The 20,538-nt window shown below is 64.8% G+C and carries 22 protein-coding genes; 17 read left to right on the top strand and 5 right to left on the bottom strand.

Annotation, left to right across the window (positions count from 1 at the left end; translation table 11 throughout):
* Window position 1 precedes the first annotated feature (1 nt).
* Window positions 2–1,921, bottom strand: a complete 1,920-nt coding sequence (locus tag GAU_RS03255) for an ABC transporter ATP-binding protein (protein ID WP_012682128.1) — start codon at window positions 1,919–1,921, stop codon at window positions 2–4.
* A 28-nt stretch (window positions 1,922–1,949) separates the two neighbouring features.
* The gene (locus GAU_RS03250; RefSeq protein ID WP_012682127.1) at window positions 1,950–3,512 is read right to left on the bottom strand and encodes a response regulator; all 1,563 of its coding nucleotides are present in this window, start codon (window positions 3,510–3,512) and stop codon (window positions 1,950–1,952) included.
* 70 nt (window positions 3,513–3,582) lie between these two features.
* Here GAU_RS03250 and GAU_RS03245 point away from each other — a divergent pair, with 70 nt between their 5' ends.
* The 5 genes from GAU_RS03245 to ruvA all read left to right on the top strand — a co-directional run bounded on the left by GAU_RS03245 (window position 3,583) and on the right by ruvA (window position 6,855).
* Complete coding sequence (locus GAU_RS03245) at window positions 3,583–3,978, top strand: hypothetical protein (RefSeq protein WP_012682126.1); 396 nt, start codon at window positions 3,583–3,585, stop codon at window positions 3,976–3,978.
* Between the two features lie 4 nt (window positions 3,979–3,982).
* On the top strand, window positions 3,983–4,858 hold the full coding sequence (locus GAU_RS03240; protein ID WP_012682125.1) for a DnaB-like helicase C-terminal domain-containing protein: 876 nt from the start codon (window positions 3,983–3,985) through the stop codon (window positions 4,856–4,858).
* Between the two features lie 121 nt (window positions 4,859–4,979).
* Entirely contained in the window at window positions 4,980–5,723 is a 744-nt protein-coding gene (locus GAU_RS03235) for a YebC/PmpR family DNA-binding transcriptional regulator (protein WP_012682124.1), read from the top strand.
* A complete protein-coding gene (ruvC, locus tag GAU_RS03230; protein ID WP_012682123.1) occupies window positions 5,720–6,265 on the top strand; it encodes a crossover junction endodeoxyribonuclease RuvC in 546 nt (181 codons plus the stop codon). Before GAU_RS03235 ends, ruvC begins: the two co-directional genes overlap by 4 nt.
* The gene (ruvA, locus tag GAU_RS03225) at window positions 6,262–6,855 is read left to right on the top strand and encodes a Holliday junction branch migration protein RuvA (RefSeq protein WP_012682122.1); all 594 of its coding nucleotides are present in this window, start codon (window positions 6,262–6,264) and stop codon (window positions 6,853–6,855) included. The genes ruvC and ruvA overlap by 4 nt, the downstream gene beginning before the upstream one ends.
* Window positions 6,856–6,891: 36 nt before the next feature.
* Here ruvA and GAU_RS20305 read toward each other — a convergent pair whose 3' ends face one another.
* Genes GAU_RS20305 through GAU_RS20300 form a run of 3 tightly spaced genes read right to left on the bottom strand, consistent with a single transcriptional unit; the run spans window position 6,892 to window position 9,769 of the window.
* Window positions 6,892–8,508, bottom strand: a complete 1,617-nt coding sequence (locus GAU_RS20305; protein ID WP_012682121.1) for an ABC transporter permease — start codon at window positions 8,506–8,508, stop codon at window positions 6,892–6,894.
* Window positions 8,505–9,221, bottom strand: a complete 717-nt coding sequence (locus GAU_RS03210; protein WP_012682120.1) for an ABC transporter ATP-binding protein — start codon at window positions 9,219–9,221, stop codon at window positions 8,505–8,507. Before GAU_RS03210 ends, GAU_RS20305 begins: the two co-directional genes overlap by 4 nt.
* The gene (locus tag GAU_RS20300) at window positions 9,218–9,769 is read right to left on the bottom strand and encodes a DUF3299 domain-containing protein (RefSeq protein ID WP_052574211.1); all 552 of its coding nucleotides are present in this window, start codon (window positions 9,767–9,769) and stop codon (window positions 9,218–9,220) included. Before GAU_RS20300 ends, GAU_RS03210 begins: the two co-directional genes overlap by 4 nt.
* 128 nt (window positions 9,770–9,897) lie before the next feature.
* Between GAU_RS20300 and ruvB the strand changes: the two genes are divergently transcribed.
* The 12 genes from ruvB to lgt all read left to right on the top strand — a co-directional run bounded on the left by ruvB (window position 9,898) and on the right by lgt (window position 20,480).
* Entirely contained in the window at window positions 9,898–10,926 is a 1,029-nt protein-coding gene (ruvB, locus tag GAU_RS03200) for a Holliday junction branch migration DNA helicase RuvB (protein ID WP_012682118.1), read from the top strand.
* A gap of 45 nt (window positions 10,927–10,971) precedes the next feature.
* Window positions 10,972–12,081, top strand: a complete 1,110-nt coding sequence (gene queA / locus GAU_RS03195; protein ID WP_083765420.1) for a tRNA preQ1(34) S-adenosylmethionine ribosyltransferase-isomerase QueA — start codon at window positions 10,972–10,974, stop codon at window positions 12,079–12,081.
* A 10-nt stretch (window positions 12,082–12,091) separates the two neighbouring features.
* A complete protein-coding gene (gene tgt / locus GAU_RS03190; protein ID WP_012682116.1) occupies window positions 12,092–13,246 on the top strand; it encodes a tRNA guanosine(34) transglycosylase Tgt in 1,155 nt (384 codons plus the stop codon).
* Window positions 13,243–13,596 carry a preprotein translocase subunit YajC gene (gene yajC / locus GAU_RS20295; RefSeq protein ID WP_012682115.1) on the top strand — a complete coding sequence of 118 codons (354 nt, stop codon included), beginning with the start codon at window positions 13,243–13,245 and terminating at the stop codon, window positions 13,594–13,596. The genes tgt and yajC overlap by 4 nt, the downstream gene beginning before the upstream one ends.
* 16 nt (window positions 13,597–13,612) lie before the next feature.
* A complete protein-coding gene (gene def, locus GAU_RS03180) occupies window positions 13,613–14,203 on the top strand; it encodes a peptide deformylase (protein ID WP_012682114.1) in 591 nt (196 codons plus the stop codon).
* A gap of 14 nt (window positions 14,204–14,217) precedes the next feature.
* Entirely contained in the window at window positions 14,218–15,192 is a 975-nt protein-coding gene (fmt, locus tag GAU_RS03175; RefSeq protein WP_012682113.1) for a methionyl-tRNA formyltransferase, read from the top strand.
* An 8-nt stretch (window positions 15,193–15,200) separates the two neighbouring features.
* The gene (gene rsmB / locus GAU_RS03170) at window positions 15,201–16,562 is read left to right on the top strand and encodes a 16S rRNA (cytosine(967)-C(5))-methyltransferase RsmB (protein WP_052574210.1); all 1,362 of its coding nucleotides are present in this window, start codon (window positions 15,201–15,203) and stop codon (window positions 16,560–16,562) included.
* A gap of 9 nt (window positions 16,563–16,571) precedes the next feature.
* On the top strand, window positions 16,572–17,096 hold the full coding sequence (locus tag GAU_RS03165) for a PASTA domain-containing protein (RefSeq protein ID WP_012682111.1): 525 nt from the start codon (window positions 16,572–16,574) through the stop codon (window positions 17,094–17,096).
* Between the two features lie 29 nt (window positions 17,097–17,125).
* Window positions 17,126–17,791, top strand: a complete 666-nt coding sequence (gene rpe, locus GAU_RS03160) for a ribulose-phosphate 3-epimerase (RefSeq protein WP_012682110.1) — start codon at window positions 17,126–17,128, stop codon at window positions 17,789–17,791.
* A complete protein-coding gene (locus tag GAU_RS03155) occupies window positions 17,788–18,339 on the top strand; it encodes a peroxiredoxin family protein (RefSeq protein ID WP_012682109.1) in 552 nt (183 codons plus the stop codon). Before rpe ends, GAU_RS03155 begins: the two co-directional genes overlap by 4 nt.
* A gap of 169 nt (window positions 18,340–18,508) precedes the next feature.
* Entirely contained in the window at window positions 18,509–19,582 is a 1,074-nt protein-coding gene (tsaD, locus tag GAU_RS03150; RefSeq protein ID WP_012682108.1) for a tRNA (adenosine(37)-N6)-threonylcarbamoyltransferase complex transferase subunit TsaD, read from the top strand.
* Window positions 19,583–19,673: 91 nt separating this feature from the next.
* Window positions 19,674–20,480, top strand: a complete 807-nt coding sequence (lgt, locus tag GAU_RS03145; protein WP_012682107.1) for a prolipoprotein diacylglyceryl transferase — start codon at window positions 19,674–19,676, stop codon at window positions 20,478–20,480.
* Window positions 20,481–20,538 lie beyond the last annotated feature (58 nt).

Below are 20,538 nucleotides of genomic sequence, written 5' to 3'. Positions count from 1 at the left end.
CTTACTCGTCCCCGGACGTGGGTACCGCCGCCGTCTCGTTTGCCGGCATATCGGATTCGTCGTCGAGGATCACGGCACGCCGATCGAACTGTAACGCATGCAGCCGAGCATACGCGCCATCGCGCGTCAGCAACTCGGCGTGTGAGCCTTCTTCGATGAGGGCACCGCCGTCCAGGACGAGAATGCGATCGGCGTGCTGGATCGTGGCCAAGCGATGGGCGATGACAAACACCGTGCGGCCCACCAGCAGGTTGTCGATGGCCTCCTGCACGAGACGTTCGCTTTCCACGTCGAGTGCCGACGTGGCCTCGTCGAGGATCAGAATCGGTGGATCGGACACCAGCGCGCGCGCAATGGCCAGACGCTGACGCTGGCCGCCGGACAGTCGGGTGCCGCGTTCGCCGAGATTGGTGTCCCAGCCCTGCGGCAAGGCCTCGATGAAGCCGAGGGCATTGGCGGCACGCGCCGCCGCATCCAGTTGTGCCTGCGTGGCATCCGGTCGACCGAAGGCCACGTTCGCTCGCACCGTGTCGTTGAACAGCACGGTGTCCTGGCTGACAATGCCGATGAGCCCACGCAACGCCTCGAGACGGATTTCCCGCAGATCCACGCCATCGAGCAGAATGCGACCGGCCGTCGGATCGAGGAACCGCGGCACGAGATCGACCAGGGTGCTCTTGCCGGCACCGCTCGCGCCGACCAGTGCGACCACCTCGCCCTTCCGCGCCGTGAATGTCACCCCGCGCAGAGCGACGGCGTGGGCGTCATACTGAAAGCCGACGTCCTCGAATACGAGGTGATTGGCAAACGTGGCCGTGGTGCGCGTGCCACGATCGTTGGCGGTTTCCGTGGGCGCATCGAGTATCTCGAAGATGCGCTCGGCGCTGGCGAGTGACTGTTGAGCCGCTGCCGGGACCTGCGAGAGTTGCTTGAGCGGCTGCAGGAGACGCATCACCTGCACGAGAAACACCAGCAGCTCCGCACCAGTGAGTGTCTCCTGCACCAGCACCAGTTGCGCGCCGTACCACAGGATCGCCACCGCTGTGAAGGTACCCAGCGTTTCGGTGACGGGCCCCGACAGCAGGGCCAACCGTCCAACCCGCACGAAGCCCTTCGCGTAGGCCTGATTCTGCGTCACGAAGCGATGCTCTTCGCGCCCCTCGGCACGATACGACTTCACCAGCCGCACACCGCTCACCACTTCCTGCACGAGACTGGTCATCTCGCCCTGCTCATTGCCCAGGCGGCGATAGCCACGGCGCAGCTTGCGTAGCACCGGCTGAATGGCGCCGATGGTCAGTGGGGCAATGACCAGTGCCGCGAGCGAAAGACGCCACGACGTGGTGAACATGGCCACCAGCGTGGCCACGACCTGGGCTCCACTCCACATGGATCGGGTGACCAGCTCGGTGACGACCGTCTTGGCGTTGGTCGTGTCACTGAGGACACGCGAGATGACCTGTCCGACCTTGTTGCGCGTGAACCACGGCAACGGCAACCGCAGCAGATGGGCATACAAACTGCTGCGTAGGTCACGGACCACGTACTCCTGCAACTGCACACCCACCTGCCCACTGAGCCAGATGAGTGTGTTCTTGAGCGTGACCGCGGCGATCACGATCAGCATCACGTTCTGCAGCGATCCCATCCGGTCCTGCTCATCGAGCAGGAAACCAATCGTGCGCTCCAGTAGCTGGCCGATGGTGCCCGTGCTGGGCAACAACTGGTCGGTCTTGAAGAACGCGTTGAAGAACGGCACGAGCAGCGTGAACGAAAACACGTCGGCCACGGCGGCGGCGGCGTTCAGCAACACGACAGCGACCAACTTGCCCTTGTGCGGACCGACGAACCGCCAGAGACGGCGCCAGAGGCGGGACGCAGGAGTACGGAAGGCGCCAGTGGCGGCAACTGCGGCGCTCATGACCAATACCGGTGAGAGAGCACGGCCACTACCGCTTCGGTGTCAACAACGACACGGGCAGGATGCACTCCTCGGGCGACACACCGCCGTGGAGGAATGATCCCCGGTACCGACTCTGGTATTCGCGCAGTTTCGTGGGATACACGAAGAATGTGTCCCCGGCCGCCATCAGCGTGTTGTTGCCCGGTCCACGATGCGGCAGCCGCAGGTCGTCGGGGTTGCTGAACAACAGGGCCTGCTCGGGTCGTTCGGCGCGGATGTCCTCACCGAACTTGTACCGCAGGTTCGCCGTGGCATCGCGCTTGGCGAACACCGTGGCCGGGGAGTTGCAGTGCAACGCCCCATGATCGCTGGTGACCACCACCGACACATTGCGCCGCGAAGCTTCCTTGAGCAGCGAAAACAGGGCCGAACGCTCGAACCACTGCCGCGTGAGGGCCCGCAGGGCAATCTCGTCACGCGCCACTTCGTACAAGATCATCGACTCCGAGCGACCATGCGTGAGCATGTCGACGAAGTTGAAGACAAACGCATGCACCCCGTCACCGGCGATGGCCGCGGGCAGGTGCCGTTCGAGATCGTCCGAGTCGGCCGCCGTGGTCAGCTTCTGGTAGCGCACGTTCGCCGTGACGTTCAGCTCGGCCAGATGTGCCACCAGCAGTTCTTTCTCGTGCGCGTTCAACGCCTCGTCATCGCGCTCACCCCACCAGTCCGGGAATCGCGCCGCGATCTCGCCGGGAAACAGCCCACTGAACAGGGCATTGCGGGCGTACGGCGTGGCGGTGGGCAGGATCGAGTAGTAGTGCGTGGTCTCGACGTCGAACAGACCGTTCAGCGAGGGTTCGAGCGCACGCCACTGATCGAGACGCAGGCAATCGATGACGATGAAGATCGCCTTGCGATCGCGCGCCAGCAGCGGCAGCAGGAACTCGGTGACCACGTCCACCGAAAGCGGCGGGCGATCCCCGTCGAGCTCTCGTAGCCAACGCGGATATTCGGTGCGAATGAAATTCGCGAACTCACGATGCATGTCGGGATAGAGCCCACGCAGCGACTCATGCAATCCGAGTTCGCCCGCGTCGGCCAGGTCCACGTCCCACTGCATCAATTCCGAGAATCGCTCGATCCAGCCGCGCCAATCGAGGCCCGCGTAGCGTTCCGATTCGATGGCGCGGAACCGCTCCACAAAAGCCCGGGCCAATGCCTGCGAGCGAATCAGGGGGCCGTCGAGGATGCGGGTGATGACCGTGAGCACCTGCCGCGGCGTCACCGGCTTGACGAGGTAGTCGCGGATATTGGCGCCGATGGCCTCCTTGAGCGTGGTATCCTCTTCGCTCTTGGTGACCATCACCACGGGCAGCGTGGGCGAGATCTCCCGGATGTCGCGGTACGCATCGAGGCCACGCGTGCCCGGCATCTGCTCGTCGAGCAGCACCAGGTCGTACGTATGGCGGCGCAACAGCTCCAGGGCATCGTCGGCATTGGTTGCCGTCTCCACCCGATAGCCCTTGTCCTCGAGGAGCAGCCGGTGCGGCTCGAGGAGCTCCGCTTCGTCGTCCACCCACAGAATCGTCTTTGCCGGCTGCGCCATCCGGACAAGATACCCGATGCGCCGAACGGTGGTCCAGCGAGCAGGCACTTGCAGAGGTTATGTTCCGCCCGTGCATATCGAGCCCCTTCCGTACGCTCTCGAAACCCTGCGTTTCCCGTTCCCGGCCCTCGCCGGACTGGCCGGCCGTCTCCCGCTCGGTGGTGGTCGTGAGGTAGCGCTGGCAGCCCTGACCACGGCCCGGTTGGCGCAGGGGTTGGCCTCGGACGAACTGCTGCCCACGGCAGAACGGGCGTCGCGTGCGGCGGCCGCCAAGGTGTGGCTGGCATCGCTGGCACTCCCGCCGGCCACGCGCTCGCCGTTTGTGCGCTGCGTGGAAACCACCACCGGGACGGCGCTGCAGATGGCGGGCGCCCTACGCAGCCTGGTAGCGGCCACAGGGAATCACCTCGACGGTCCGTCCATTCAGGAGCTCGAGCGCCTGGCTCGCCAACTGGCCGGGGCCTGAGCCGGTGAGTCACGAGAGCGACATCTCGCCCCTCACCCGGATCGTCGCCCGCCTCGATCGGATGGCGGCGGCGAGTGACGACAGTCTCGACATCGCGGTGACCGTCGGTGAGATCGATCCGGGAATCGTGGCCACGGGGTTTCCCTCGCTCGATCGCGCCATCGGCGACGGCTTTCGTCGCGGTGATCTGGTGGTGCTGGGCGGTGACGACAGCGTCGGATGTTCCGCATTGGCCATGGCCATCGCCCTCCGTTCGGATCACCGGGCCCTGCTGCTGACCAGCGAGATGACACCCGAGCGCGCTTACGAACGGGCCCTGGCCATGTCGGCGCGCGTGTCCCTCGAGGCCCTGCGTCTCGGGGTGGTGTCGTCGGACGAGCGCACCCGTCTCGCCACCGCGGCCCTCACCCTGCGGGATCGTGCCCCCGTGGTGGAGACACTGCTGGAGGGCGGCGTGCCGGCGGTGGCGCGTGCGCTGGAAGCCTCCCCAGAGGCACCACTGGTCGTCGTGGATTCGCTGGAAGGGTTGCTGGATCATCCCGCCGCTCCCGACGACGCGCTGGCCCATGCGGTGCTGTCGCTCAAGCGGTTGGCGTTGCGACAGCAGGTGGTGGTACTGCTCGCCACGCACCTGCCGGCGCTCGATCGCCAGCGACACGATCGTCGTCCGCGCCTGACCGATTTCGGACTCGGCGGTGCCGTGGGCACACACGCCGACCTGGTGTTTGGCCTGTACCGGGAAGAACTGTACGAAGCGGATCTGGGTGTGGCGGGAGCCACCGAACTGCTGGTGCTCAAGCATCGGGACGGACCACGCGGCTATGTCGATCTGTACTTCGACAGCCGATATGGCCGCTTCGAGGACGTCCTCGAAGCCTAGGCCCCGGCGCGCGCGTGTCCGGTGGGCGAGAACCCATCACGCGGGTTCACCGAATGCGGGGCGATCGGCATATTTCCGGGATCGATACGTGCAACGACTTTCCCGGTAGCGAGACAGGACGATGGCTGGTCACAGCAAATGGAAAACGATCAAGCGTGCGAAGGCCGCGACGGACAACAAGCGCGGCGCACTGTTTACACGGCTGATTCGCGAAATCACGATGGCCGCGAAGCTCGGTGGCGGCGATGCAGGCGGTAATCCGCGCCTGCGTACGGCCATCGACAATGCCAAGGCGGTGTCGATGCCGAAGGACAACATCGACCGCGCCATCAAGAAGGGCACCGGCGAGCTCGAAGGCGTGGATTACGTCGAAGTGCTGTACGAGGCGTATGGCCCGGGTGGAGTGGCCATCATGATCGCGGCAGTGACGGACAATCCCACACGTACCGTCGCGGACGTACGCCACAAGCTGTCGCGCAACCATGGCAACATGGGCACGATCAATTCGGTGGCCTTCATGTTCGACCGAAAGGGGCAAATGTCGGTCGCGGCAGAAGGTGTCGCCGAAGAGGCGCTCATGGAAGCCGCGCTCGAGGCCGGCGCCGACGATGTGGTGAATGACGGCGAGTCGTTCGTCATCTCCACCGATCCGGGCGCGCTGCATGCCACCAAGGAAGGCCTCGAAGGCCGCAAGTACAAGGTGGAGAACGCCGAACTCGCCTGGGTGCCCAAGAACACGGTGAAGGTGGAAGGCGAAAACGCCACGCAGTTGCTCAAGTTGCTCGAAGCCCTCGAAGAGCTCGACGATGTGCAGAAGGTCGATGCCAATTTCGAGATGGACGACGACACGATGGCCGACGCGTGAAACAACCGTCGCTCGTGCTCGGGATCGATCCCGGCACGGCGGTGACCGGATATGGGGTGGTGGCCAGTGATGGTCGTGCCACCACCCTCGTCGAGTGCGGCGTGATCCGCACGAATGCGAAGGATCCTCTCCCCAGTCGGCTGCTCGACATCCACGAAGGCGTACGCGAGCTCATCGCACGCCATCGGCCCGATACGCTCAGCATCGAAGACGTGTTCTTCGCGCGCAATGTGCGCACCACGCTGGTGCTGGGTCATGCCCGTGGCGTGATCCTGTTGGCCGGTCAGCAGGCGGAACTGACCATCCATGAGTACGCGCCGACGGAGATCAAAAAGGCCATCACCGGCCGCGGCGGCGCCACCAAGGAGCAGGTACAGTACATGGTGGCCCGTCTGCTGCATCTCAAGCACGCACCGGAACCGGCGGACGCCGCCGACGGTGTCGCGGCAGCACTCTGTGCCTGCATGAAGTTTGTCGCATCGGGCGCTGCGCTCGCGCCCACCTCTCCGTCCATCATTTCTTCGAAGGCCTTCCGTCGATGATCTCGCAGGTCCGCGGTACCATCATGCATCGCGAGCTCGATCGCGTGGAGATCATGACGGCCAGTGGTGTGGCATACGAGTGCCTGATCCCCCTGTCGGTTTTCGAGTCACTGCCCTCGGAAGGCCAGACGGTCACGCTGCACACACATCTCGTGGTGCGCGAAGACGCGTGGCATCTCTACGGGTTCGCGCACGCCTATGAGCGCGCGGTCTTCCAGAAACTGCTGCATGCCAAGGGTGTGGGGCCGGCCCTCGCCTTGGGCATCCTGTCGGCCCTCACACCCGATCGCGTGGTGCGGGCGTTGCACGAAAAAGACGTGCTCACGCTCATGCGCGTGCCACGCGTGGGGCGCAAGAAGGCCGAACAGATCATTCTCGATCTTGCCGACAAGATCGATGCGGTCGGCCCGGCCCCGGCAACGGGAACGGCGCCATCACCGCTTGGTGACGACGCCGTTCGGGCACTCATTGCGTTGGGTTACAATCAGACCGAAGCCGACCGGGCCGTGCGTGCCGTGGTGGAAAGTGGCGCGCCAAAGGATGTCAGCAGTCTGGTGCGTGGTGCGCTCTCGCGGTTGACCGCGAAATAACACCCGGAGCGCACCCGCCGCGCGGTGACAACGTGGCTACGCGCGCGGACTCAACCCGTCGACAAGTGTCGTGCGATACGCCTTCCATGCCGGCACGAAGCCGATCAGCATGCCCGACACGACGATGATGCCGAGGTAGATGTACTCCGTCTGACCCAGTGCACGCAGCGCGAGGTGCAGGCCGAAGCGCTGTTCGATGGGCCCCTGCGCAAGCGCCAGACCCGCATACACGGCAGCCACACCGATCACGCAGCCAATGATCGCCAGCACCGTGCTTTCGATGACCAGCAACGCAATGATGGTGCGTGGGCCGGCACCGATGGCACGCAGAATGGCCATCTCACGTCGACGCGCTTCCAGCGACGAATACAGCGCCACCAGCATGCCGGTGATGCTGATCGCCACCGCGAAGATCGCGATGACCCGCAGCCCCACCTCGGCGCTGCCGATGTTCTGCCACAGCTCGCCGAGTGCGACACCAGGGATGATCGCGGTCAGTGGCTCCACGAGATCCGTGTTCATCTCACGCTGCAACATCAGGGCTTCGAAACGGTTCTTCGTGCCCACAAAAAACGCCGTGATCTGATGGTCGCCGTGATCATGATGTTCTTCGGCACTATCCGCTTCCGCGGGCGCCGGCGTCGGTGCGGCCGTCTGCTGGCGACGCTCGGCCGCAGCGGCACGCGCCGCATCGGCCGCCCTGTTCACCTGCTCCATCACCGCAGGCGGCGGCTCTGCACCGGGCATGACCAGTGGTGCCCCCTGCGCTGGAGAGGCGGCAGCGGCCGGCGGCGGAGAAGCACCCGGCATCACCATGGGCGTACCCGGAGGCGGCTCCGCACCGGGCATCGCCATCGGTGTACCTGGCGGTGGAGCCACCGGCACGGCAGCCGCTCGACGCTTGTTGGCCTCGATGATCGATTCCTTCGAGCCAGGCGCCGGACGAGCAGCGGTGGCACGCTTGGGCGCTGAATCGGGGCGCGGCGACAGCACTTTGGGCTCCGCCGTTTCCGTGCCCTCGTGCATCGCTTCGATGCCCTCCAGCGTGACGTACACCGACCGGTCGATCGGCGTGAACGTGCGCTCGAGCACACCAACGACATGGAACGGATGGGCATCGTGGCTGGAAGTGCCGATGTCGCGCATGCCATGCGTGACCACCACCGGCGTGCCCACCGTGTACTTGAGACGCTCCGCGACCTCGCTGCCAACCACCACTTCGTTGTCGGACTGTGCCGCACGGCCGGCCGCAAACGTGATCTGATTGTTCTGCCGGAAGCGATATCGCTCGTAGAACTCGGTGCTGGTGCCCACCACGCGGAACCCGCGGTGGCTGTCGCCGAGTGAATACGGCACCACCCACTTCACCGCCGGATGCTCCGCCCAGTGTTCCATGGTGGAGACCTTCACCGAACCGGCCGGAGAACCGATGCCGAACACACTGCTCAACAGAATCTGCAGTGTGCCACCCCGCGCACCGACAATGAGATCGACGCCACGAATGGTGCCGGCAAAACTCTCGCGCACACCGGCGCGCACCGTCTCGATCCCCACCAGCAGCGTCACCGACAGCGCGATCGACGCAACCGTCAAGGCCGTGGTGAGCAGTCGACTGCGCAAAGACGCCAGGGCGAGTCGCAAAATGAGCATCATGCGCCAGCTCCTGCGCGCTGCGCGGCCTTGTTGATCTCCGCCAGCTCCACGATGCGCGAGAACAGGGGCATCAGCGTGTGATCATGACTCACGAAAATCAGCGTGGCACCTGCCTTCTCGCACGAACGGAACAACAACTCGAGAAACTGCTCCCGACGGTCGGTATCGAGTGCACTGGTGGGTTCATCAGCGATCACCACTTCCGGATGCCCAATCAGCGCCCGCGCAGCCGCGACACGCTGCTGCTGTCCCACGCTCAGTTCTGCGATGGGTGAATCGAGATAGCGTGCGATATCGAGCTGTGATGCCACATCCTGCACCGCGGCATCGAACGACTGCGCACCGAGTCGCTGGCGACGCAGCGGTTCGAGGCGGATCGGCAACAGGATGTTCTCCCGCACCGAGAGGTACGGGATGAGGTTGAACATCTGAAACACATAGCCCAGATGGCGGGCGCGGAAAGCATCACGCGCACCGCTCGACATGGCGGCGAAGTTCTCTCCCAGGACACGCACTTCACCGCTGGTGGCTTGCAGCACCCCTGCGAGAAGGCCGAGCAGCGTGGTCTTGCCACTGCCGCTCGGCCCATGCAGAAACACTGTCTCGCCACGAGCGATGGTCAGCGAATCGATCGACAGCACGTCGTGCCCCGCCTTGTAGGCGAAGCGCACCCGGGAAAGCTCAACGGCCGACGCGGCCGCTGCGCCCGTCATTTCGACGAGTAGGGTTCGACCTTGAGGCCTTCGAGCTGATAGCCGACCGTGCCGTACGGGCTTTCGATCGACGAGATCTTGAGCCGCCCTGACATCCACACGGCGTCGAAGAGATTCAGCTTCACCGACTTCTTCCCCGACATCTCCACCATCACGATCTGATTGGGCGGCGGCGGTGGCGTGTGCACGCAGGCGCCGTAGTACGGTACCAGCAGGAATTCGGCGCCTTCCTCCTGGAAGTCGTCGAGCGGCACCACGAAGCCCGGCAGGCGCACCAGCTTGCCGTCCAGCTTCTTCAGCGTGTCGGTGGACTTGCCGTTGGAGTAGTCGAGACCGGCCAGCACACGCCAGTCGATATTGACCGCGTCATCGGCCACCACCAGGGCGGTCTTGCCGGCGGTTTTCGCGACCGGGTTGGCCACCGTCGTCGGCGCGGCCTTGGCGGGCGCAGGACGGGTGGGCTTGGCGGGGGTCGTGAAGGCCGACGAAGCTACCACAAGGGCGGCGACACCGGTCAGGGAAAGCGCGGAGCTGAGGCGACGATGCATGGGGTCTGGCTCGCTTGTCGGGACGGGAATCTCATCAAGATACGCAGTCACAGCCGGAATGCTGCATGGAACCCGTCGACTATCAATTACCCCCGCCAAGTCCGGGGGTGCCGGGATATCTTCCGGGTATGAGCCGCGCCGAGATCACCACCCCGGAAGTGCTGACCGAAGATACCGCGGTCGAGCTGTCCCTCCGCCCGCAGCGATTGGCCGAATTCATCGGCCAGAGCCGGGTGAAGGAGAGCCTGACTATCGCACTCGACGCGGCCCGGGCCCGAAAGGAGCCTGTCGACCATCTGCTTTTCTTCGGGCCGCCAGGACTGGGCAAGACCACCTTGGCCGACCTCATCGCGCGGGAACTGGGGGTCAATCTCACCGTGACGTCGGGGCCGGCCCTCGAGAAGCCCGGCGATCTCGTGGCCCCCCTGACGAGTCTGCGGGAAGGGGATGTGCTCTTCATCGATGAAATCCATCGCCTGCGTCCGGTGATTGAGGAATTCCTCTATTCGGCGATGGAGGACTATCGGATCGACATCCGGCTGGCCGACGGGCCCAACGCACGCACGGTACCGATGAACATCGAGCGGTTCACGCTCGTTGGTGCGACCACACGACTCGGCATGCTCACCGCGCCACTGCGGGCCCGGTTCGGCATCGTGCATCAACTGGGGTTCTATCCCGTGGAGGATCTGGAAGTGATCGTCCGTCGCACGGGTGAGGTGTTGCGTGTGGAAATGGATGCCGACGGCGCGCATGAAATCGCCCGGCGTTCCCGGGGCACACCGCGTGTGGCGAATCGTCTGCTGCGCCGCGTGCGCGACTATGCCGAGGTGCGCGCGAATGGCCGTATCACGCGCGAGGTCGCGGAGGCCGCGCTCGCCTTGCTCGACGTGGACCACTTCGGACTCGATGACATGGACGGCCGCCTGCTGCGTGCCATCATCGAGAAGTTCGAGGGTGGCCCGGTGGGGCTCAGTACCATGGCCGCAGCCATCGGCGAGGATCCCGGCACGATCGAGGAGGTATATGAACCGTTCCTCGTACAGCACGGGTTTCTCCAACGCACCCCCCGGGGCCGCGTGGCCACCGCACGTGCGTACCGACACCTGGGGTTCGTCCCACCCGTCGGCAGTGCGGAGCAGCCTGGCCTTTTCTAAAACCGTTGCGTCGGACGCTCGTTTCGATTGTCTTTCCGGGCTCTCATGACTGCCCCGTCCAATCCGCACGGTAGTGCAGATCCCGCCGCCGACGTGCTCCCAGAGCTTCGTCGCGTCGATGGGGATCGCACCGCCGACTACGACTATGAGCTCCCCGAGGAGCGCATCGCGCAGCTCCCCGTGGAGCCGCGTGATGCGAGTCGTTTGCTCGTCGTGGACCGGGAGAGCGGGTCGCTGACCCATCGCCAGTTTCGTGATGTGGTATCACTGATCCCGGCTGGTGATGCAGTGGTGCTCAACACGACCAAGGTGTTTCGGGCCCGGTTGCTGGGGCATCGCGAGAGTGGTGGACCGGCCGAGATTCTGCTGCTGCGTCATCTGCGCGATGCACACTACGAAGCGATGATCCATCCCGGGGGGAAGCTGCGTCCCGGTCGCACGGTGACCATCGCTCCCGGCTTCACGGTGGAAATCGTGGACACGACGCCACGACGCACCCGCATCGTGAAGTTGCATGCGCCGGAATTCTCTTCGGTGCAGAGCGCCATCGAGCAGCACGGACACATCCCGCTGCCGCCATACATCGAACGCTCCGACACCGACGCCGACGCCGCGCGCTACCAGACCATCTATGCCGCGCAGGCGGGTTCGGTGGCGGCGCCCACGGCCGGGCTGCACTTCACCGACGACCTGCTCGCCACGCTCGACGCACGTGGCGTGGAGCGGGTGAATGTGCTGCTGCATGTTGGCGCGGGGACGTTCCGCCCGGTGAGCGACGACGATCCGTCGCAGCATGTCATGCATGAGGAATGGTGCGAGGTCACGCCCGATGCCGCCGCCCGTCTGAACGCGGTGCGCGCACGGGGGGGCAAGATCTGGGCGGTGGGCACGACCAGCGTGCGCACCATCGAGACGGCGGCCACACCGGATGGGGTCATCCACCCCTACATCGGCGAAACGAACATCTTCCTGCGTCCACCCTACCAGTTTCGTGGCGTGGATCATTTGATCACGAACTTCCACTTGCCGCGCTCCACGCTGATCATGCTCGTGGCGGCGTTCGCGGGGTATGACCTGACCATGCAGGCGTATCGCACGGCGGTGGCCGAGCAGTACCGATTCTACAGTTATGGCGACGCGATGGTTCTGCTGTGAGTACTAGGTCGTGAGCGCGTTTTCGTTTGCGGTGGAAGGCACCGATGGTGAGGCCCGTGCGGGCGTGTTCCACACACCGCATGGTCCTGTGCAGACACCGCAGTTCATGCCGGTCGGCACACTGGCCTCAGTGAAGGCACTCGACCCCGAAGACCTGCAGCGTCTGGGGGCCACGATGGTGCTGTCGAACGCCTATCACCTGCGCCTGCGCCCGGGCGATGAAACCGTGCGCGCCTTCGGTGGTCTGCACCGCTTCATGCAGTGGGAAGGCCCGATGCTGACCGACTCGGGCGGTTTTCAGGTGTTCTCGCTCGAAGGGTTGCGCACCATTCAGGAAGACGGGGTGGAATTCCGCAGTCACCTCGACGGGTCGCTGCAGCAGTTCACACCGGAGTCGGTGATGCGCATCGAACGCAACCTGGGTGCCGACGTGATCATGCAGTTCGATCATGTGGTGCCGGGCCAGTCGCCGCATGATCTGGCCCGCGAAGCCATGGAGCGGAGCGTCCGGTGGCTCGAACGGTGCCGCGTCGCCTTCGACCAGCTACAGCGCGAAGACACCCTGGCCCCCACGCCGGAACAGGCCCTGTTCCCGATTGTGCAGGGTGGCATTCATGCCGATCTGCGTCGGGCCTCGGCGTCGGCCATCCAGGGTGTCGCAGACTGGGTGGGTGTGGGCATCGGCGGATTGTCGGTGGGAGAAACCAAGCCCGACATGTATGCGATGCTCGATGTGGTGAACGAGGTCCTGCCCAAGGACCGCCCCCGCTACCTGATGGGGGTGGGGTTTCCCGAGGATCTCGTGGAAGGCGTGGCCCGGGGCGTCGACCTGTTCGATTGTGTGGCGCCCACCCGCATGGGCCGCACGGGGGCGTTCTTCACACCGACGGGGCGACGCAGCATCAAAAACGCCGCCTGGCGGCTCGACCAGAGCCCGCTCGACCCCACCTGCACCTGTGCGGCCTGTGCCCGGTTTTCCAAGGGGTACATCCGCCACCTGTTCGTGGCGGAAGAAATTCTCGGACTGCGCCTCCTGAGCCTCCACAATGTACATTTCCTCGTGGCGCTGATGCGCGAGGCCCGGGACGCCGTCCTGGCCGGAACCTTTGCGGGCTGGAGTCGTGACTGGCTCGCCCGATATCACTCCCGCTCGACTGTCTCATGACCGTTTCCGTCATTGCCAGCTTTGCCCTTCTGCAGGCGTCGCCGACCACCGCGATCCCGCAGATGATTTTCATGTACGGCGCGATCTTCGCGATCTTCTACTTCGTGCTGATCCGGCCGCAGCAGCGTCAGCGCAAGAAGCACGACGAAACGGTCCGCACCCTCAAGAAGGGCGATGAGATCGTGACGGCGGGCGGCATCGTGGGCGAAGTGCTGCACATTGCCTCGCAGGGCAAGGATGGCGCCGCCACGATGGAAGACCGCATCACGATCAAGTCGGGCGAATCCCGCCTGATCATCGAACGCGGTCGTATCGCCCGCGTGGGTTCCGCCACCACGCCCGCGGCCTGAGGCCGTCGGAGACACCGTGTCACTGCTCGATATTCACGTGCTGGGATCCCCCGTGCTGCGTCAGGAGACGCAGCGGGTGGAATCGGTCACGCCCGAATTGCGCCGTCTGGTCGACAACATGTTCGACACGATGGAAGCGGCGAAGGGTGTTGGCCTGGCCGCGCCACAGGTGGGCCGCCTCGAGCGGCTTGCCGTGGTGGACGCTGACGATGTGCGTCTGGTCGTCATCAATCCGGAGATCATTCTCCGCGAAGGCCTCGAGCGTGGTGAGGAAGGGTGCCTCTCCATTCCCGAGGTCTATGCCGATGTGGATCGGCCGGCGCGGGTGATCGTGCGCGCGCAGGACATCGATCTCAATTGGTACGAAGTCGACGCCGCCAACCTGCTCGGCCGTTGCCTGCAGCACGAAATCGACCACCTGTTCGGCAAACTCTTCACCGATCGCCTCAGCCTACTCAAGAAGCGATCGGCCATGAAGGACTGGGACCACGAGAAGGGCAAGTATCCGAAACTGCTGCGTGTGCTGCCGGTGGGTGATCTGCCGCCCGAACGTGAGGCAAATTCCGGGAGTAGTTCCGGGAGCGGCTCCGCCCTCTCCGATCGCTGAGCGGGCGCCGCCCCATGCGTATTCTTTTCTGGGGCACGCCCGACTTCGCCGTGCCGCCGCTGCGGGCCCTCCTGGGTGAGGGACATGATGTCATCGGTGTGGTCACGCAGCCCGACCGCCCACGCGGTCGTTCGCGCTCCCAACTCGATCCGTCGCCCGTCAAACAGGTTGCGCTCGAAGAAGGACTGCCCGTACTGCAGCCCGCCAAACCCCGCGGCGAAGAATTTCTCGAACACATGCGCGCACTGGCACCGGACATTTCGGTGGTGGTCGCCTATGGGCACATCCTGCCCAAGGCCGTGATCGACCTGCCCGCGCGCGGCACACTCAACATCCATGCATCGTTGTTGCCGGCACTGCGTGGCGCGGCCCCCATTCAGGCCGCCCTGTTGGAGGGCATGCCGGAAACCGGCGTGACGATCATGCAGATGGTGCCGGCACTCGATGCAGGCGACATGCTGCATGTCGTGCGGGTGCCTATCGACATCGACACCACCTACGGCGAACTGCACGACACGCTGGCCGAAGTCGGTGCCCTGGCCATCGTGCAGGCGCTCACGCTCATCGACGCAGGCGTTTCACACGCCGTCCCGCAGGACGACACCCTCGCGACCTACGCGGCAAAGATCGATCGCAGTACGGCGCAGCTCGATTTTGCGGCGCCAGCAACTCAGGTGCAGCGCGTCGTTCGGGCCTTCGATCCACGGCCCGGAGCCTGGGGCACGCTGCGTGGTGGTGACGTGAAGTGCTTCAGCGCGCGTCTCGTAGGCGATGGCAGTGACGATGCGCTCGACGAACCCACTCGATCGAGTCCGCCGGGCACCGTGCGCAGTGTCGATGCCGATGGCATGATCGTGCGCTGTGGCGTAGGCGCCGTGCGGGTGCTCGATGTGCAGCCAAGTGGTAAGCCACGCATGCCGGTGCTGGCCTGGTCGCGTGGACGTGGTGTGGCGGTGGGAGACCAGTTCACCGCTGCGGGTCTGTCGTGAGTGCAGTAGTGCAACGTCCCTCACGCTCTCCGGGCACGGCCATCACGCCGTCGCGCAGCGCCGCGGCCGGTATCCTGGGCGACGTGCGCGCCGGCCACATGCTCGATCAGAGTTTCGAGCGACGCACCCCAACACTCGACGCACGCGATCGCCGTTGGGTACAGGAACTGGTCTGGGGCGTACTGCGTCATCGGGAACGCCTCGATGCCATTCTGGCCACGCGCATCCGCGGTGGCCTGTCGGTGCTCGATGACGGGGTACTCGACATCCTGCGTCTCGGCACCTACCAACTGTTGTCGATGGATAGCGTGCCCCCGTACGCCGCCATCGGACAGTCGGTGGAAGCCGTGAAACGCAAGCATGGCATCGGCGCGGGGAAACTCGTGAACGCCGTGTTGCGTCGCATCGATCGGGAGCGCGCCACCATCGAGCCTGCGCTGCCCGCTGATCCCGTCGACGCGCTGGCCCTTCAGCACTCCCATCCGTCCTGGGTCGTGGGGCGCTGGGTTTCGCAGTTCGGTATCGCCGAAACCGCACAGTTACTTGCGCTCAACAACACGCCGGCCCCCGTGGTCGTACGCCCGCATGGCGTGCAGGCGGATGCGCTTGCCGAGAGCCTCACGCAGTCCGACGTGTCCACGCGCCGCGTGCCGCTGGTACCGGAGTCTCTCGAGATCACCGGGCCGGTCGCACTCACGGAAGTGGATGCGTTTCGTCGCGGACAGTTCTACGTGCAGGACCCGGCCGCCACGTTGGTCGCGCAGTACGCACACGTGCCGGAAGGCAGTGTGGTCGCCGATCTGTGCGCAGCGCCTGGCAGCAAGGCGCTCGAAATGGCACGACGGGCACGCCTGGTGATTGCCGCGGATCGGAGTGAATCGCGCGTGGATCGCATGCGCAGCGGCTTTGATCGCCTGGGCATCGATACCACGTCATCGAATCGCGCCATGGTCACACTGGTCGCCGATGCGACGCAGCCCTCCATCGATCCGGTGGACGCAGTGCTGGTGGATGTGCCGTGCACAGGGACGGGCACCTTCCGCCGTCATCCTGATGCGCGCTGGCGGCTGCAGGCATCCGACTTTGCCGTACTCGGCGCCCTCCAGCGGCAGATTCTCACCGCCGCGGCCGCCGTGGTGCGTCCCAATGGCCTGCTGATCTACAGCACCTGTTCGCTGGAAGCCGAGGAAAACGACGAGGTGGTGGACGCATTCCTGGCGTCACACCCCGATTTTGTCGTGGAACCCCCGCCTGCTGGTGTGGTATCGGATGCGGTGATCGACCGCGGCCGACTGCGCGTGTTGCCGCAACAGCATGGATTCGACGGCGCATTCGCCGTTCGCATGCGACGGACCTCCGGCTCTGCCTGATTTCTGATCATGGCCACGAACACCAAGACCTCTCCACGCCGACGGACGTCCTCCGGGTTGGCCCGCCTGTGGGGCCTGCGCGCGCTCATTGCCGCCGCGATCGGTGTGGCCATCGGTGCCGGCGCTGGCGTGATGACGGTGAACAAGCTCGAACCGGGCCGCACCGATAGCGTGGATTCGCTGGCCGTCATGCTCGACTCCATCTCCAAGGGGCGCATCCCCGACGCGAAGCCGGCCGGCACACCAACGGCAGACGCTGCGCCCGCCGCACCCGATAGTGCCTCCCTCGAACCAGAGCTCGTGTCGGTGCCAGCCGTGACCGATCTCGAGGAAGGGGATGCACGCAATGCCATCCTCGATGCCGGGCTGCAGGTCGGGGAAGTACAGTTCCGCCCCTCCATCAAGCCCGCCGGTATTGTGCTCGGCACCTTCCCGGTGTCCGGCGCCCGCGTGCCCACGAAGAGCGCGATCAGCCTCGTGCTGAGCGATGGTCGCGATCCTGCCGACACACTGCAGCAGCACTCGCTGCGCTGATTTTCCGCCGACTCCCGACGCACCCGCAGATGACCGTTCGTATTGCCCCCTCCGTGTTGAGTGCCGACTTCCGCATCCTCGGTGACGAGATTGCGATGTGTGAAGCCGGCGGCGCCGACTGGATTCACGTGGACGTGATGGATGGACGTTTCGTGCCGAATCTGTCGTTCGGTGTGAAGGTCATCGAAGCCGTGCGGAAGTGCACGAAGAAGGTGGTCGACGTGCACCTCATGGTGCAGGAACCTGAGAAGTATTTCGACGACTACGTGAAGGCGGGCGCCGATGTGCTCACGATCCACGTGGAAGCCGCACCACATCTCGATCGACAGCTCGCGCGCATCAAGGAACTCGGCGTGAAGGCCGGTGTCGCCCTCAATCCCGGTACGCCGCTGGCGGCCATCGAAGAAGTGGTGCACATGCTCGACCTCGTGCTCATCATGAGCGTGAACCCGGGTTATGGCGGCCAGAAGTTCATCGACTATTCGGTGGACAAGATCGAACGCATGCGTTTCCTCCTGGACCAGGCGGAGAGCAATGCCGTCCTGGAAGTGGACGGCGGCATTTCGCGCGACACCATCCAGCGTTGCTGGAGTGCCGGTGCTGATACCTTCGTTGCGGGCAATGCGATCTTCGGGGCGGCAGATCCGCGCGCCGAAATCGCGGTCCTGCGCAACCTCTGCGTGGAGTCGGCATGACCGTCAAGCAACAGTGGCTCGTGGTTGTTGGCATTATCGCGCTGCTCGGCGGTGGGGCGTTCACGGCGTCGCATTTCCTGAAAGACGAACTCACCAGCGTGACCGTGGGCTCCGACGCGCCGGGATTCATCGCGCAGACGCTCGACACACCCGCTCAGACCAAGTCGCTCACCAACTATCGTGGTGACGTGGTGGTGCTGAATATCTGGGCCACCTGGTGCATCCCATGCCGCAAGGAAATGCCGAGCATGGAGGCGCTGTACAAGGAACTTGGCCCCAAGGGGCTGAAGATCGTCGCAGTGAGTGTCGATGATGCCGGCGCCGGGCAGAAGATCCGCGAGTTTGTCGCGGAATACGGGCTCACCTTCGAGATCTTGCACGATGGCGCAGGCACGATCCAGGGCATCTACCGGACGACTGGCGTCCCGGAGACGATGGTCATCGATCGGGACGGCGTGATCCGGAAGAAGTGGATCGGCGAAGACGACTGGTCGTCTGCAGGCAACCGCAAGCTGCTCGAGCAACTGCTCGCCCAGCCGAAGTCCTGATCGCCGGGATGCGCCTCACTCCCAAGCAACTCGCACGGGCGGTGGCGGCTCTGGCGCTATCGATCGCGCTGTGGCTGTTCTTGCGGGCCAGCGCCTGAGCGTGCACGTGAATTCGCATGTGAATACGCAGGTGAACGCGGAGATGAACGAGGCCATGCGCTCACGCCCTATGCGGGTCCTCGGCATCGAGACATCCTGCGATGAAACGTCGGCCGCCGTGGTGTCAGGCACACCGGAAGCGATGACGCTGGAGTCCTGTGTGATCCTGTCGCAGGATGTGCATCGCCTGTTTGGTGGGGTGGTACCCGAAATCGCGAGTCGACAGCACCTCATCGGCATCGTGCCGGCCGTCGCCGCGGCGCTGCAGGAGGCGCAGGTTTCGCTGTCCGACATCGACGCCGTGGCAGTGACCCACGCGCCGGGGTTGGTGGGCGCGCTGTTGGTGGGTACGAGCTTCGCGAAGTCACTGGCCCTGTCATATGACAAGCCATTGGTGCCCGTGCATCATCTGGAGGGGCATCTCTTCGCCACGCTGCTGGAGCATCCCGACGCCGCACCACCGTTTACCGCGTTGCTGGTGAGCGGCGGCCATACGCTGCTGCTGGATGTGCCAGCGTGGGGCGAATACCGACTGTTGGGACAGACGCGCGACGATGCCGTCGGTGAAGCCTTCGACAAAGTGGCCAAGCTGCTCGGTCTTCCCTATCCGGGTGGCCGTCCCATCGAACAACTCGCAGCGACGGCCGAAGCGCCGGTGCACAAGCACCCACACCGGTTCGCACGACCGATGCTGCGAAAGTCATCGACGCCAGCCGACGAAGACTACTATGACTGTTCGTTCAGCGGTCTCAAGACGGCCGTGCTGTACGCGGTGCGAGACGCCGAGCGCACGGGCACCCTCGACGACGCGCGAGCCAGCATCGCGCGGGGATTCCAGGATGCCGTCATCGATACCCTAGTCGAAAAAGTGGTACGTGCCGCGCGGCAGCACCGCCGCAGTCGTGTGGTGCTTGGTGGCGGCGTAGCCTGTAACCAGGCACTGCAGGCGGCCATGCGTAACGCCATGGAGCAGCGGAAAGGCCACGTTTTTGCGCCGTCCCCGCGCCTGGCAACCGACAACGCCGCGATGATCGCCGCCGCCGGCATCTTTCGCCTGCAGCGGGGGGAATTCGCCGCGCCCGACATGACCGCGACCGCATCCCTGCCTATTCCGGGTATGATTGTCTTGAGCAGCGCGCGATAGCATCGCCGCGGTACTTTTCGTCTCGTGGTACCCACCGCGGTACGGGTTTCTCTCGTTGCGCCGATTTCGATTCCGCCTCACCCCCTGACGCGTGCCCATCGTTCATCATCCGACCACTCTTTCGCTTGGCCCGCTGGAGATCACCGGCTTCGGTCTGGCGGTGTTGGCCGGCTTCGCCATCGCGCAGATCATTTGTCAGCGCGAGCTGTGGCGCCGAGGCCAAGACAAGGAAGCGGCGGCGATCCCCGACATCGTGATGGCCGCGCTCATCGGCACGCTCATCGGCGCCAAATCGTACTACGTGGTGCTCACGGGCGATCCATCGGCGTTTTTCAGCCGCGGTGGTTTTGTGTTTTGGGGCGGCTTCATGGGGGCCGTCGCGCTGTGCTTCGCCTTCATCCGATACAAGAAGCTCGATTTCCTGCGGATCGCCGACGTGGCCGGTATCGCGATCGCCGCCGGGTATGCCGTGGGACGTACCGGCTGCTGGGCGGTGGGCGACGACTACGGGCGCCCTTGGGACGGCTTCCTGGCCACGCAGTTTCCGGAAGGCGCTCCGCCGAGCACCGCGGCCGTCATGTCGCAACAGTTTGGCGTCATTTTCCCGCCAGGAACGAGCCCGTCAGAGGTAATTGCCGTCCACCCGACGCAGTTGTACGAGACGGTGATGGGCTTCGGCATGTTTGCGATCCTGTGGGCATTCCGGAAGCACACCCACAAAGCCGGTTGGCTCTTTGGCTTGTATTGCGTGGTGGCCGGTGTGGAGCGCTTCATCGTGGAGTTCTTCCGCGCCAAGGACGATCGGTTTGTGGCAGGATTGACGGTGGCACAGGTGATCGGCCTGACGATCATCCTGATCGGCGTCGGCCTGATGGCATCGCGCCGCAAGCCGGCCTGATCGCACCCGGGAAGCCGATAAGTCGTATCACCATTGCATGCGGTTGAGCCACTCGGGT

It is taken from the genome of Gemmatimonas aurantiaca T-27, assembly GCF_000010305.1.
Lineage (GTDB): Bacteria > Gemmatimonadota > Gemmatimonadetes > Gemmatimonadales > Gemmatimonadaceae > Gemmatimonas > Gemmatimonas aurantiaca.
Note: the sequence above shows the minus strand (reverse complement) of the source record. Positions and strands in the feature narration are given on the sequence as shown.

Excerpts from the sequence above, each read along its gene's own strand:
- rpe (WP_012682110.1), top strand. The coding sequence starts at position 17,126 with ATGACCGTTCGTATTGCCCCCTCCGTGTTGAGTGCCGACTTCCGCATC.
- GAU_RS03235 (WP_012682124.1), top strand. The coding sequence starts at position 4,980 with ATGGCTGGTCACAGCAAATGGAAAACGATCAAGCGTGCGAAGGCCGCG.
- GAU_RS03210 (WP_012682120.1), bottom strand. The coding sequence starts at position 9,221 with ATGACGGGCGCAGCGGCCGCGTCGGCCGTTGAGCTTTCCCGGGTGCGC.
- tsaD (WP_012682108.1), top strand. The coding sequence starts at position 18,509 with ATGCGGGTCCTCGGCATCGAGACATCCTGCGATGAAACGTCGGCCGCC.
- yajC (WP_012682115.1), top strand. The coding sequence starts at position 13,243 with ATGACCGTTTCCGTCATTGCCAGCTTTGCCCTTCTGCAGGCGTCGCCG.
- ruvA (WP_012682122.1), top strand. The coding sequence starts at position 6,262 with ATGATCTCGCAGGTCCGCGGTACCATCATGCATCGCGAGCTCGATCGC.
- GAU_RS03155 (WP_012682109.1), top strand. The coding sequence starts at position 17,788 with ATGACCGTCAAGCAACAGTGGCTCGTGGTTGTTGGCATTATCGCGCTG.
- queA (WP_083765420.1), top strand. The coding sequence starts at position 10,972 with ATGACTGCCCCGTCCAATCCGCACGGTAGTGCAGATCCCGCCGCCGAC.
- ruvB (WP_012682118.1), top strand. The coding sequence starts at position 9,898 with ATGAGCCGCGCCGAGATCACCACCCCGGAAGTGCTGACCGAAGATACC.
- GAU_RS03250 (WP_012682127.1), bottom strand. The coding sequence starts at position 3,512 with ATGGCGCAGCCGGCAAAGACGATTCTGTGGGTGGACGACGAAGCGGAG.
- GAU_RS20300 (WP_052574211.1), bottom strand. The coding sequence starts at position 9,769 with ATGCATCGTCGCCTCAGCTCCGCGCTTTCCCTGACCGGTGTCGCCGCC.
- fmt (WP_012682113.1), top strand. The coding sequence starts at position 14,218 with ATGCGTATTCTTTTCTGGGGCACGCCCGACTTCGCCGTGCCGCCGCTG.
- GAU_RS03255 (WP_012682128.1), bottom strand. The coding sequence starts at position 1,921 with ATGAGCGCCGCAGTTGCCGCCACTGGCGCCTTCCGTACTCCTGCGTCC.
- GAU_RS20305 (WP_012682121.1), bottom strand. The coding sequence starts at position 8,508 with ATGATGCTCATTTTGCGACTCGCCCTGGCGTCTTTGCGCAGTCGACTG.
- GAU_RS03165 (WP_012682111.1), top strand. The coding sequence starts at position 16,572 with ATGGCCACGAACACCAAGACCTCTCCACGCCGACGGACGTCCTCCGGG.